The following is a 13,431-nucleotide window of genomic DNA, read 5'->3' on the forward strand; positions in this document are numbered from 1 at the left end:
AATTAACTTATTAAACTCTAAAGCAACCTTGCTAAGGCGGACGTATGAATATAAGCAGGAGAAAATTAATATTAGGCGGGGCGGCTATATGCGCTGCAGGTGCGGTAGCCGGAGTTCTTCCCTCAATGCTAAAACAAGAGGGAAGACTGGTCGCAGGCAAACCAAGATATGGTTTTGTTTCGGGCACGGAAGGTAATATTCCAAAGGCAGCGGATGTCGTCGTCATTGGCGCGGGCATACTCGGGATTATGACAGCGATAAATCTGACGAAAAAAGGATTATCCATTGTTATTCTGGAGAAAGGGAATATTGCAGGCGAGCAATCATCTCGTTTTTATGGCCAGCTTATTACCTATAAAATGGAAGGCCAGACATTCATGCTCCATCATCTGGGGAAACAGCATTGGCGTGAGATGAATGCCATGATCGGGGCAGATACCAGCTACCGAACCCAGGGGCGAGTTGAAGTCCCCTTTGACGACGACGACTTAGATAATGTGACGAAGTGGATTGCCCGGAAGAAGGAGGAAGTCGGTGGAGCAAACCCTCTTCAAACCAGAATTATCGAGGGTAATGAGTTAAAACAGCGTCTGGCAGGGGCTGTTTCATCCTGGAAGGTGGCAGGTTTTGAAGAGGATTCCGGCAGCCTCGATCCTGAAATTGCGACCTTTAAGATTGCCGAGTATGCCAAAAGACTTGGGATCAAAATATATACGCAGTGTGCCGCGCGGGGAATTGAAACCCAGGGCGGCGCTGTTTCCGATGTGGTCACCGAAAGAGGCTCGATAAAGACAGCTCGTGTTGTACTCTGCGGCGGAGCATGGTCACGTTTATTTATGCAAAACCTCGGAGTGGACCTGGAAACGCTGCCGGCATATCAGTCTCAACAATTGATTTCAGGCACCGTTGGGCTGCCTGGTGGGAATGTTGCCTTACCGGGTAATCTGTTTTTCCGCGAGCAGGCTGATGGGACCTATGCTACCTCGCCTCGCATCGAGGTCATCCCTATCGTCGAAGACTCATTTAAATATGGCTATAAATATCTTCCTCTGCTGGCTCAGCCCGATGCCGCAGTCCATCTATCAATTAACGAGCAATTGCTCAATTCATTTAAGCAAAAAAAGAACTGGAAGCTGGATGAAGTATCGCCCTTCGAGAGCAACAGAGATATGGTTGCCTTGCCGGATGTCAAAGATTTAGATAGATCACTTGCCCGACTAAGGGAAGAGTTTCCTGCTTTTAACCATTCGACAGTGATTGACCGATGGAGTGGCGCTATGGCCGTCGCGCCGGATGAATCACCTATTATTTCTGCCGTTCAAGAATGCCCGGGACTGGTGGTTAACACGGCCACAAGCTGGGGGATGACTGAAAGCCCTGTTTCCGCCTCTATTGCCGCAGATATTCTCCTGGGAGAGACGCCTGTACTGGATCCTAAAGCATTTAGCCTTTATCGATTTTAATCGGGACCGGAGAACAGTGGGGAATAAAATCTGTGCCGGATTATACTCTCCGGCCACAGGCTATTTTTCATACATCCCATGATGATGGATAGCATTACTGGCAGTTTTAACTGCCAGCCTCCTGAGCTGATGCCATGATTTAAAATCACACCTTACGCGTTATTTTATCCAGAATACCCATGGCAAAGGCTGAAAGGACAAATGTCATATGCATAATGACATACCACATTATCTTCCCATCATTAAAGTTACCGGCATCCATAAAAACCCGTAGCAGATGGATTGATGAAATCGCGACAATTGAGGCAGCAACCTTATTTTTCAGCGAGGTAGAGTCAACTTTCCCTAACCAGTTCAGCTTTTCACTGAGGTGTTTAACGTTAAGGCGAGAGACAAAGTTCTCATAGCCGGAGAGCATGACCATAACCAATAACCCCCCCACCAGTGCCATATCCACAAGCGACAGCAGCAGCAGGATAAGATCCGACTCCGCAATCAGCAGGATATCCGGTAATACATGCACTATTTCCTGAAAAAACTTAATCGTTAATGCCACAAGCGCCAATGACAGCCCAAAATATACCGGGGCTAATAACCAGCGCGATGCACAAAGCAGATTCTCAATCAAACGCTCCATATAATGACTCACTCCCTTATAAAGATGAATAAACAACACCAGTTTTAACGCGAAAAAGAGTTATTTATGGCTCTATCTTCTTACTTTTAGTGAACAGTAAAATGGTAGACAAAATGAAAATTGACGCACAATACAGGATTGTGTCCTGAGCGCTGGAATGATCCACAATCAATAACCGTATTATTGCCGTGATGGCTATATAGATAAAATACCTTAATGGGAAATGGCATCCCGACTTAAAGTAAACCACTATCAGCGCAACGAATTCAAAGAATAGAAAATACGTCACCAGAGCCTCAATCAAATCATATGAGGATTTCTCTGAGGTATTGTTATAGAGCATCGCTGCCATGTAACTCCCTTCCCGCAGAAGGAAGATTGTTAAAATCAGGCCGACAAAACAGAGGCTTATGTTAAGCATGCCACGAATAAGCGCGGTGAAGACATCTGTCCATTTTATTTTTAGTGATAAAAACATACCAAACCACATATATTAAAAAAAGGCATCTCCAAAGAAGAGATGCCGGAAGCGGATGTATAAAGCATCAAAAAAATCCCCAGGAGAGACATTTGACCAAATACTTAAACGCGAAAAAATGCTTCCGCGCTTTAAGTACGATGAGTATATGCCGCCTCATTAAATAAAGGATAAACAAAGTCGAGGCACTGGATTTTGGCGTCATCAAATTACAATCATAGACAAATAACTTACAATTATTGAAAATCGAAAATATAAATTACTTTCGAATTTAAAACTCAATGAATAGTTATTTAATTAAGTTGTATAAAAAAACGGAGTGAGTCCTGATTGCCCTATCATCAGCCTTTCAGCTTTTTACACTGAAGCATAGCTGCTCGATTAACTGACCAGCCCCCGAAGATAATCCGGACATAATCAGGGCCAAGTTCAGTTGAAAACACGACATAAGGACGGGAAAAAGCCGTTGTATACGGCTTTAATTTTATTTCGCTGGCCGGGAAAGAATATGGGAGGGTGCGGTAATATTACAGGGAAAAAACGCCATCTCCCACTTGCGCCACGGCATACCATTTCATCAGCTCATCCGTGCCCGGCTCGTTTTCGGCGGGTGCCCATGAGGCCATATCTTGCTCAGCTACAGGCTGGTACGCCCCCTGTTTTACCTCAAAAATAACCCCACCTTTATCCAGCGACAACACCGCATGCCAGGTCCCGGCCTCCGTCTCCAGCACCTTGCAGTCTTCGCCTAACACAACGCGGTGGGTCACGTTGCCATTGTCATCAAAATTCAATACCAAAAAGCGCCCGCTAAGGGATGTCAGCAACTCAAAGGTGTGCGGATGGCGGTGAGGGCGAACATAGGTACCCGGTTCCATAGCAATAGCCAGGCGCTGAACAGGGTCGCTCAATTCAGGATGGAGATTACGATTGGCTCGTAAGCGAGGGGAGTTTGCGGCTTGCTCGCTTTGTTTTTGTAGATCGCTGAACGTAATTTGTTTCATATTAACCTTTATGAATGTAGGCCGCTCACGGCAGCCAGGAACCCGGATGTCGCAAGGTTTTATGCTATCTCAACAGACGATTAGACACGGCTTTAGCAGAACAAATCTTTGCCCGGATTATAGACGTTGCGGCTGAGGTCCCATAGCCCCAGTATGGGTCTATTTACAAGGCCACCGGCGTTTTGACCCGGGCATGATGTGAACTCCGATTAGCCATAATGGACCCGAGTTTCTACGCCCCCCCTGATGCGCAGGCGGATTGGACTTTAGTATGCTGTCACAGAGCGTGAGGCGTGAAGGTCTGCAGCTGAGCAGTGGTGCAAAACAGCGTGTCACCCCCTGGCCCAGTAACTATGGGCCCCCCCCACGATGTATCGCCCGGTCTCGCTGTGGAGCACCCATGACGCCGTAGCAAACCGCGCAGCGGTCAAGGGGCGTTATTCCCATACATGCTCAGCTGTGACCTGGGCAATCGCGTTCCCAGGCCGCAGTCCAGTAACTTTGATCTCGAGGTTGCCGCCCGGTAGCAGACGTTCGTCAACGGCAAATTTGATCACGTCGTCAGACCGGCCTTTCATCCTGAAATAACCGCCACACGTCCCACCGCTCTACCTGGGCCACGACCTGCGGCTTGAGGATATGAGCGTAATACCCCCGGATTTCCGTCCGGTGAACAAAGCAGTAGCGCTGTGTTTCAAGCGCCTCAGACACTCGTGCGACACTTTTCACCACGCCTCCGCCGGTAAGATGCATGCAGGCTTCATGCTGAGGCAGGAGGTGCTGAATACGCAGCGCCACCCATTTCAGCACCAGAGCATCAGAGGCCGACCATATAGCCCGGGCGTCCTGCCCCCTCCCGGTAATCAGCATTGGGGAGAGGCGATAGCGGCCTGCCGTTACGCACCGAAAGAGCGCCTCGCCCTCTGCTGACCATCGCCACCGCAGGTGCCAGACGTCCGAATTCGGAGGATGCCTTTTTCGCGTATCACACAGCCACGCATATGCCTGCTTCCATTGCATGCGTGACGTGCCCTCTGCGGCGGGCACTGCGCCTGTTTTTTTAACAGGCGTTCTCACTGCGGCTCGACCGTTACCGTGACGCTGGCGCTGTACTCACCGGCAACGGCGTCCTGGCTACCCCGGGCCGGCCTCACGCTTATCCCCACTTCCGCATGGGCCGGCGTGCCTTCAATGCTGCCCCCCTCCCGGCCAGTCAGATTAATCAGCCTGTCCCCGTGATACAGACAGAACGCCATCGCCCCGGTGCCGGTATCCGCGCAGCCGCTGTCAGTCACATGCTCAGCTTTAAAGGTCAGGCGATATTCCGTCGTGCCCACACAGCGGGTGCCTATCGTGAATGCTTTTGCATACCGGGCAAGCCCGCTCTCATTGCCGGGCAGCGTTATCTCCACAAAGCGGCATGCTGCCGACGGCCACTAGGGGAGGAGACGTTACGGTGCTGTTTTTTAAACCAATACTGCATGACGTTCGCACCGTCCCTTCAATCGTCACCGTCGTGGTTGCGCTTTCGGCAGCCATGGCTGCCGGTGCGCCAAACAATGGCCCCAGAGCGCCTAGCAGGATGATGCGTCGGATGCCCTGCTGACGACGCGCCTTCAATTTCTGCTTCATTTCCTGCTTCATTTTTTTCCCATTTCATGATGCTACTTATCACTGACAAATCTGCCTGACCTGTATCAGGTGTTCTTTCTGCGCCGGCAACCGCTAACACACCGTGCACTGCTGGGGAGACAGCCATTTCGGCCCGTTTGGGCGTTATCCTTATGCCATTTCTGTGCTATAGATTTGAAGGCATTTTCAGCCTTTCTCCACGCGGTTTACCTCCGGTGTCAACGACGGTAATGGAACGCATGTCGTTGTCATCCATAGTGGCGAAAGCTTCCGCCGACGGCAGGGAACGGCTTTCATGGCAGGATCGCGGTTATCGTTACAGGGACGATGCTTTTACCCCCATGGACCCCTTCTAGGCGTATAGAAAAGGGTTTGGCCTTAGGCAGGTCCAGGCTGGTGTTGGTTCTTACGGCGCCGTCGAACGAAGCTTGAACGCGATAGGACAGACGGCTGAACCCGTCTGTTAACAACGCAATTGTAACGTCGCTCGTGCCCCCCAGAGGCACATCCGCGATAGTCACAGGGTTCCATTCAGCGTACACCCCCTTACCTGGCACTGCGGTCTGTGGACGAGCGATGTACCAGTCAGTGACCTTCGATTCCGACTGCATGGTTCTACATGCTTCCGAGGTTACGTCTGGGTAGACGACTCGCTCCACCCGTATGGCGACGTACTCCGGCAGGGGGGGCGGATAAAGCTTTACGTACTGTTCCATGTTCTCCGTTATTGGTGCGGTGCCTTGCCGTACGGTACGCCAGGCTCCGAGAGGCTGGTCGTAATCCCCTGTGGCGACGAGTGTGTAGTATATTGTCCCAACTGAGCCGTTCCACACGCGGCTTTTCCAGCCCACCGCTGCAAATGATGGCTTGATCCGGATTTGGTTGGGGGGAACAATTTTTAATACACATTCAGCGCGGACGCCAGGGATTGTTATCAGGACGGCCGCTACAAGTATTGTTGCGAGATGTGTGCGCACGGGTTCTACCTCTATGCAAATACAGATAACGAACACAGAAGGGCGATCACGCTTACATACCGTGTTTGCATTTGTGTGTTGTTATAGAACAACACGATGTACCCGACCACTTTTACAGTGGAGACACCGTCGAGGTCTTCAAATTCGATTTCACCACCTCCGCCCATTTGAGAGATATCGACCACTGATACCACTATAGGGCGGGCCTTAGATACAGGTGGCAGAGAAGAGTGTTCTGCGGGTCTCCAGTCGCAAAAAGTGCTAACGTATACCCACGTGGGTAGTAAGACGAGAGATAAGATCTCAGGTTTCATTGCTTACTCCATGTTATGTTAGTTCGTTCAGGCGGCCACACTCATGTGTCTTCGGGCAGCCATGCATTAAATCGGTGCAATCGTGGCGGTTACGCTGGCGCTGTGTTCGCCGACGACCGGGGCTTTACTGCCGCGGCCCGGCATCACTGTCAGACTGGCTCTACTGCTGTTCGTCGTCCCCTCGATACTGCTGCCCTGCAGACCAGACAGGTTTATCAGCTTATCGTCATGATACAGACAGAACGCCATGGCACCGGACTCTGCGTCCGCGCAGCCTGCCGTGGTGACCTGCTCTGTTCTGAACGTCAGCCTGAATTTTTGCGTTCCATGGCAGGTGGGGGAGAGATAAAATATCTGGGCATAGCGAGAGACCCCCATTTCACTGCCATCGTTTTCAATGGCCGTTCTGTTGATTTCGCCAAGCCTGACTACCGGCGGGACCGTCAGGGAGCAACTGGCCTTTATCCGCCCCTGAATTTTCGTCGCGGCCGTCGTATCCGCTTTCAGAGGCGGCGACAGCGTGATGATGACCGCCAACATGAGTGAGCGCCGGACATTGCCAGGCAGTTTTATGCCGGGTATTTTCATCGTATTTACCTTGTTATTATCCGTGATGCTGTTCATCGGGCGGAGGCGGTCCCCCTTTACGGAGAGGTCACATCGGCTCTATCTTCACCGACAGCGTGGCGGTGTAGTCTGTCACCTTCGGGGTATCGCCATACGCCGCTTTAACCGTCAGCCGGGTTTCCCCGTTGGTCAGATTCGGCAGGGTCGGAGACTGCCCTCCTGAGAAGCTTATTTTGTCACTCCCCCGATACAGACAGAGGCCCACCGCCCCTCTGGGGTCGGGCGCAATGCAGCCGTTCGCATCACCGTCAGCCGTAAAGGTGTATTTGAGTTTAGCGCTTCCCGAACAGCTACCGGTGACCGTGATATCCGTGCTGATGCCGGGAATAAGGCTGCCCACATTCCCTTTGTCATTCATCTCCGGGCCATAGGTAATGCCCGGCATCGTCACCACCGATGGCATGCTGACGCTGCATGCCGCCCGTACGGTGGCCTCTATCCTGACCGTCTGAAGTTCAATTTCGTTTTTCGCTGTTGATGGAAGCGCGACTGACAGCAGGCTTAACGCGGCTATCCCGGCAAAACCTCTGAGACCTGCGTTATATCCACTCATGATGTTCAGCTCCGTTCAGTCTCTTCATTTACAGTTCTCCGTGACCTGTATCAGGCCTCCGTCCTTGTCTTGTTCCGGCAGCCGGTAGCGCACCGTGCACTGCTGGTCCGCACCCGCGCCCCATTTCGCCTTCAGGGTGCCCTGCGGCGACAGTCCCGACAGGAAGACCTGGCCCTCGTCCCCGACGATGCTCCCGTTATCGCCCGACGTGACCGTCGTCCCGAACGGCAGCGGCTTCCCGTTGTGCGTCAGCGTTATCAGCGCCCGCAGCCCTGTTCTCGCTTTAAATTCAGCCCGGACGATGGCCCCGCGCGTCGGCACCACCCGGCTGACCGCGTTATCAATTTCTGTCCGGTCGTCCAGCTTCGTCGTGTCCAGCGCGACCCGGTTTTCACGGTACACCGTGGCGTAAGGCATCACCGTGTAGCCCCGCCAGTCCGTCTGCACTCCGCCGGCGTTGCCCACCGGCACATTCGCCGCACCGGGGGCGGCCACCAGGACACTGGTATCCCCCAGCGGCTGGCCCAGCGTCAGCCCGTTCCGGTGCAACAGCATTCCGCCCGACACGCCGTAGCTGGTCTGGGTGTAGCTGCCGCTGTGGCTGTAGCCCAGGTTGCCGTTGCCGTACCCGCCCTGGTAATAGAGGCTCGCGCTGCTGCTGTTCCCCCCGTCCCGGGAGTGCCCCTGGCTGACGTTCCAGCTCAGGTTGCCGCGCTCCAGCGCCGAGCCGCTGAGGCCCAGCTGCTGCGTGACATTGCCGCGCCCGTCGCGCCCGCCGCTCAGGGTGGCGTAGACCGGCGAGCTGCCCGACGGCAGCCAGCGCTCCAGCGGCACCGACAGCGTCAGGTACAGCGAGCGGTCCGTCTGTGACAGCCCGGTATTGCGCGTCTGGTTAAAGGAGACGCTGTAATTCACCGTCCCCACCATCCCGCTGAAACCTGCCTGCAGCGACTCGCTGCTCCCGCGGCGGTTCCAGTAGGTCTGCCGGCTGCCGGTCAGGTAGAGGGCGCCGATATCCCCCAGCCGCTGGGAGATATTGACCTGTATGCGCTGCCGCTTACTGTCATAGAGGTTGAAATAGTCCGTCACCGGGCGGCGCGCCGGGCGGCCGTCCGCATCCACCTCCTTCGGGTCGTACAGCCAGCCCGACATGCCCTTCAGCGCCGTCTCGTCCAGGGTGTGGAAGCCCTGCGTCGAGTAGCGGTAGCCTGCCAGCTGGAACGTCGTCCCCAGGTCGTTCAGCGACCGGCCATAGAGGAATCGTACGGACTGCCCCTGATGGCGGCTGCCGTCGGCCAGCTCGCTGTCGGCGTGGGTGGCGTCGGCAGAGATAGCGCCCCAGCGCCCCATATTCAGGCCGGCGCCCAGCGTTCCCGCCCGGTAGCGCTCCGCCAGCTGCAGCCCGCCGTAAGCGGTGATGTTGTACGGCAGCCCCCACACCAGGGTCGGCTGCACGAAGGCCGGTTTTTCATAGCGGTCGCTGTTGCTTCGCAGCCGTCCCGCGGTTACCGAGTAGGTCACGCGCCCCTCACGCAGGAGGAGAGGCACCGAGGAATACGGCACGGTGAACGTTTTTCGGGTGCCGTCCGCCTCTGTCACGGTGACCTCAAGGTCTCCCCCGGCGTACATCGGGTACATATCGTCGATAACAAATGGCCCCGGGGCCACGTTCATCCGGTACATCTCGTACCCGTTCTGCCGGACCGTCACCCGGGCGTTGCCGACGGCGGTGCCGCGGATAACCGGGGCATAGCCGCGCTGGCTGTCCGGGTACATACTGTCGTCGGTCATCAGCCGCACGCCGCGAAAACCTACCGAATCAAAAATATCGCCATCGGTGGTGGCGTCCCCGAGCGTCAGGCGGCTGCGCCAGGGAATAATGGCCCGCTCCACCCAGGCGCTCCCGTGCTGCCAGCGGCTCTCGCTGGAGTAACGGCTGCTGTAACTGCTCCAGGTCATATCATCCCGAAAACGCCAGGCGCCAAGGTTCAGGCCGCCGCTCAGGCGCAGGTAGTTGCTGCGGCTGTTGCCGTATCGCCCGCGGTTGTCGCTGCCGCTCAGGTTGTAGTTGAGCAGGGCCGCATTGATGCCCTCGTCCCACTGCTCCGGCGGTATCCATCCCCGGGGTCTGGCCAGCAACGCGGCCTGAGGGATGCTCAGCTCCAGGCGCATGCGCTGGAAGTCGAAGCGGGTCGTGGCCTGTGGCACCAGGGTTGCCACGTTCAGGCACTGCTGGTCCGACTGGGCGCTCGCCTCTGGCTGCTCATCGGGCTGGCCGGTCAGGGGAGTCAGTATCTCCGGTCGCAATCCCACCTCCTTCAGCTCGTCAGGGCCCAGGCAGGTCATCAACCCGGTGTTATCGGTAATGCCCGGGGGAATATCCTTCTCCGGCAGCGGCACGAAGGTAAGCGTCCGGGTGGCCACCACCGTGTCATTCACCACAATGTCAACCTGGTAGCGGCCCGGCATCTGCCCGCCCCGCTGGAACTGCGACAGGTCTGCCACCGTCTTCGCGTCCCCCAGTAATCCGGGCGGGAACCAGAGTTCATCGGCCATCGCAGGTCCACCAGTCAGCGCCAGCGTGACCGCCAGCGCCAGGGGGGCGACGCCCCGCTGATGTTCAGGCGTCCTGCGGCTTCTCTTTCTTTTGTCGCTATTTTTTTCATCCGTAAGGTCAGGCACGATGATGGCCGACGGCTCTCCCGCCCCGTCTCCCGACCTTTTTTTTCTGTTCCGTTTTCTGTCCATAATGCTGAACCTCCCTTACCTCCCGCGAGCAACTCACTTACTGCATGACGCCTTTCTGTGGGGTACTGATGCCGCCGTAGTCGTTGATGGTGCTGAAGGTGATGTCGCTTCCCGCCCCCGGCGGCAGGACGATGGAAGAGTCACTCAGAGGAGAAACCATGGTGTCCGCCAGCGGCGTTCTGCCTGCTTTTATGTCGGTCAGGGTCAGGTAGTACGGCGTCGGATTATGGACAGTGACCTTCTGTCCGTTTAGCCGGAAACGCAGTTCGGCAGGCGCGGCCTCAGGCCGGGGCCTGAGCCCTTCAGGTCTGACAAACAGTTTGACGCGGGTGACCACGGCGAGAATGAGGGCGCTTTTTCCTTCAAGCGCTTTTTTATCCACCGAAGGAATTGCCTTGGCATTGAAGTAATAGAGGCTCTCCCGGTCACGGGGTAATTCTCCCCCCGTACGCACCAGGCGCAGCATATTCTCGTTGCCGGGCCCGCCGGTATACAGCGGCGGTGTGACCACAAAGTCCTTAGTTTTCTGGCCGTCTGCACCCTCAACCCAGGACTGCACCAGGAAGGTGGTTTTGTCGTCGGTGTTGCGGACAGAGACCGGCTGCTGCCGGCTGTCCAGCGGATAGATAATGCGGGTGCCGCCCAGCACTATGCCGCCGGCCTGGACGCCAGGGGGCAGCACGCTGAAAAAAGAGAGCAAAAGAACGCCCGCTTTTCTCTGGAAAAAGCGCGTAAGAGTCATATTGATATCCATGATATTGCGGAGATACCTGCTCCGGACCAGGGTCCGGAGCAGGGCCTGTCAGGAATAGGTGATGCTGAACTCGGCGCTGGCGTTCGCTGCGCCAGGTTTAACGTCTGTGGACGTCGAAATGTACTGCGCCTGGAATCGCATCCTGGTGTTGCCCGGTTGCAGCACTGTCTCTCCGGATGGGGTTGAACCATCAACAGTAACGACCTGGCCGTCACTCAGGATTTGAATCCCCACACCGCTGGCAGTAGAGATCCCGTGGTCATTTCCGAGAGCAAGAATGGTATTTTTGCCCGGCACACTCACCCCACTGAACTTAACGCTGGCCTTCTTGTAGGTTTCAACCGAGCAATCCGTTAGCTTAATTTCAAAATCTTTTGCCTGCGTGACAGCTCCTACCGACTTATTTAGTTCCGCCACGCTGAATTGCTGGAGATCAACAACCTGTCCGCCAGCCGGCTGTTCAAGCGCACAGGCGGCATTGACCAGGCTGCCGACAAATTTGATGGTTCCTCCCTTCACCGTGGCGGAATCAGGCGATTCTACGGGGGCAGCAAATACCGACGATGTGCAAAGCAATGTCGTTAACGCGAGAGCTAAATTTTTACGTTTCATGAATTATCCTTTTCGATTAAATAATACGCATCTTCTCAGGAGTTTTCGCCCCCCCCCAGGGCAATGCATTGATAGCAAAGAAAAAAAACGGCATTTCGATGGATATAAAATGATGACTCACATTAAAGTTCGCAGGCTTATTATGCCTACTGAAAAATAACTTCATCCATCTGCAATCATGCTGCTTTCACGTAAATCTTCGAACAGAAACCCTAAATAAATATTAAACCACGGAATGAATATGGGAATTCCAAATAAAATAATGGCATTTATTCTGCTCAGGTATACCAATGCAATCAATAATAAGATCGATATCCTGAGCAGGATCGACAAAACGGGATAATAATCTAATGTTACTTGATAGGTCAGGATTTATGATCAAAGAAGGTGATCTTTTCAGTGAAATGATCTAAATTCAGCTCATCGATACCTGGTGTCATTAATGAGGCTAAATATGTAGCTACCTGAAAGTGAATATAAGTAACGGTCCCGCTTTAAATTAACGGCGTTAATACACACAGCTTTATACAAGCTGGGGTCTCCCCTGCCTGTCGAAAGAAAGTCGGGCTCTTTCCTGGCGGTAAATATTTTTCATTTAAAAGATAAAAGGAGTTTATTTATAAGAACTCACGGCGAATAACATTTTACTTACAAAATAAATGTATTAATAACCTACTAATTAACCAAACCCATTGAGACGACTAATGATTCTGATTGCTGAGGACTGCAGTTTTACAGCGCTGGGAATGAGGGTATATCTGAAAGAAAAGTTCTCATATCCACAAAGAGTGTCAATAGTGGATATGCTGCAGGAGGTTGTCACAACGCTGAGTGAATATCCGGTGCGCTACGTTTTTCTGGGAGCAGACCGGATGTGTAACGAATGGGGGCAGGCAGAGCTTCGGCGGCTCGTACAGCGCTATCGAAACACGCTGTTCTACATCCTGACCGAAGTGAGGTGCACGCCGATAAACAGGCTCTTAGTGATGGCTGATAACCTGATTATCATTAATCGCCGTGACATACGCCCGGTACTGGACAGAATGAAAGCAGAACATCTGTACCTATCTGATAACAAAAGTCAGCTACACCGCAGCGATACGTTCTATGTCAGCCGTAAAGAAACGAGGATCCTTAACCTTTTCTTCAGAGGAATAAGCCATCGCGTAATATGCAACAAACTGTCTATCGAAAATAAAACTTTATACTCACATTTACGGAACGTGATGCGCAGGACGCATTTAGTCAGCATGCAACAGCTTTACCAAATCTATAAAATTAAAAAAATCATACCTTAACACCAACACCTGGAAAGTCTGGGGGATGTTTTTGATACAGATACGTTCTGCTTTCGCCTGTCTTACGGAAGCCCCGCCGGTGTAAGTGCCAGTCCGGGCGGGCTGACGGCCCTATTCTACAGGTGGCCAATTTTACTGTGCTACTACAAACACAGCCTGGCGAGCTGCGTTAAGGAGGACTGGAAATGGGAGGATGGGAAAGCATAGAAATGATTCAGCGTTATGCCCATCTGGCACCTAACCACCTTACACAGCATGCCATGCAAATTGACGCATTTCTGGCAGGAAATGGCACAAGGTGGCCTTTCTGATTTGGTGAATATCGCGTGAAGCC

General features: G+C 53.6%; 13 protein-coding genes and 1 pseudogene. 3 read left to right on the forward strand and 11 right to left on the reverse strand.

The features are described 5' to 3' along the window. Positions 1 to 44 precede the first annotated feature (44 nt). Entirely contained in the window at positions 45 to 1,463 is a 1,419-nt protein-coding gene (locus FOC35_RS04415; RefSeq protein WP_172568266.1) for an FAD-binding oxidoreductase, read from the forward strand. 145 nt (positions 1,464 to 1,608) lie between these two features. Here the strand turns inward: FOC35_RS04415 and FOC35_RS04420 are convergent, their stop codons facing one another. From FOC35_RS04420 to FOC35_RS04470, 11 genes are all read right to left on the reverse strand, one after another. Beyond that, on the reverse strand, positions 1,609 to 2,100 hold the full coding sequence (locus FOC35_RS04420) for a TIGR00645 family protein (RefSeq protein ID WP_038475281.1): 492 nt from the start codon (positions 2,098 to 2,100) through the stop codon (positions 1,609 to 1,611). Positions 2,101 to 2,164: 64 nt separating this feature from the next. Next, the gene (locus FOC35_RS04425; RefSeq protein WP_016535070.1) at positions 2,165 to 2,590 is read right to left on the reverse strand and encodes a phosphate-starvation-inducible protein PsiE; all 426 of its coding nucleotides are present in this window, start codon (positions 2,588 to 2,590) and stop codon (positions 2,165 to 2,167) included. A 515-nt stretch (positions 2,591 to 3,105) separates the two neighbouring features. Then, positions 3,106 to 3,582 carry a WbuC family cupin fold metalloprotein gene (locus tag FOC35_RS04430; RefSeq protein WP_172568267.1) on the reverse strand — a complete coding sequence of 159 codons (477 nt, stop codon included), beginning with the start codon at positions 3,580 to 3,582 and terminating at the stop codon, positions 3,106 to 3,108. A 561-nt stretch (positions 3,583 to 4,143) separates the two neighbouring features. Further along, on the reverse strand, positions 4,144 to 4,452 hold the full coding sequence (locus FOC35_RS04435; protein WP_172568268.1) for a hypothetical protein: 309 nt from the start codon (positions 4,450 to 4,452) through the stop codon (positions 4,144 to 4,146). A gap of 203 nt (positions 4,453 to 4,655) precedes the next feature. Next, on the reverse strand, positions 4,656 to 4,994 hold the full coding sequence (locus tag FOC35_RS04440; protein WP_172568269.1) for a hypothetical protein: 339 nt from the start codon (positions 4,992 to 4,994) through the stop codon (positions 4,656 to 4,658). Further along, positions 4,969 to 5,214: a hypothetical protein gene (locus FOC35_RS04445; RefSeq protein ID WP_172568270.1), complete on the reverse strand. Its 246-nt coding sequence runs from the start codon at positions 5,212 to 5,214 to the stop codon at positions 4,969 to 4,971. The genes FOC35_RS04440 and FOC35_RS04445 overlap by 26 nt, the downstream gene beginning before the upstream one ends. 1,357 nt (positions 5,215 to 6,571) lie before the next feature. Beyond that, on the reverse strand, positions 6,572 to 7,045 hold the full coding sequence (locus tag FOC35_RS04450; RefSeq protein WP_172568271.1) for a hypothetical protein: 474 nt from the start codon (positions 7,043 to 7,045) through the stop codon (positions 6,572 to 6,574). A 115-nt stretch (positions 7,046 to 7,160) separates the two neighbouring features. Then, the gene (locus FOC35_RS04455) at positions 7,161 to 7,685 is read right to left on the reverse strand and encodes a hypothetical protein (protein WP_172568272.1); all 525 of its coding nucleotides are present in this window, start codon (positions 7,683 to 7,685) and stop codon (positions 7,161 to 7,163) included. A 24-nt stretch (positions 7,686 to 7,709) separates the two neighbouring features. Then, positions 7,710 to 10,433: a fimbrial biogenesis usher protein gene (locus FOC35_RS04460; RefSeq protein WP_172568273.1), complete on the reverse strand. Its 2,724-nt coding sequence runs from the start codon at positions 10,431 to 10,433 to the stop codon at positions 7,710 to 7,712. 37 nt (positions 10,434 to 10,470) lie between these two features. Next, positions 10,471 to 11,175, reverse strand: a complete 705-nt coding sequence (locus FOC35_RS04465) for a fimbria/pilus periplasmic chaperone (RefSeq protein WP_254065367.1) — start codon at positions 11,173 to 11,175, stop codon at positions 10,471 to 10,473. A gap of 60 nt (positions 11,176 to 11,235) precedes the next feature. Further along, entirely contained in the window at positions 11,236 to 11,799 is a 564-nt protein-coding gene (locus tag FOC35_RS04470) for a fimbrial protein (RefSeq protein ID WP_172568275.1), read from the reverse strand. 704 nt (positions 11,800 to 12,503) lie between these two features. Here FOC35_RS04470 and FOC35_RS04475 point away from each other — a divergent pair. Beyond that, entirely contained in the window at positions 12,504 to 13,097 is a 594-nt protein-coding gene (locus FOC35_RS04475; RefSeq protein WP_172568276.1) for a LuxR C-terminal-related transcriptional regulator, read from the forward strand. Between the two features lie 182 nt (positions 13,098 to 13,279). After that, positions 13,280 to 13,408, forward strand: a pseudogene (locus FOC35_RS22735) (hypothetical protein); the annotation flags it as partial. Positions 13,409 to 13,431 lie beyond the last annotated feature (23 nt).

Source organism: Cedecea sp. FDAARGOS_727, assembly GCF_012273235.1.
GTDB lineage: Bacteria > Pseudomonadota > Gammaproteobacteria > Enterobacterales > Enterobacteriaceae > Cedecea > Cedecea davisae.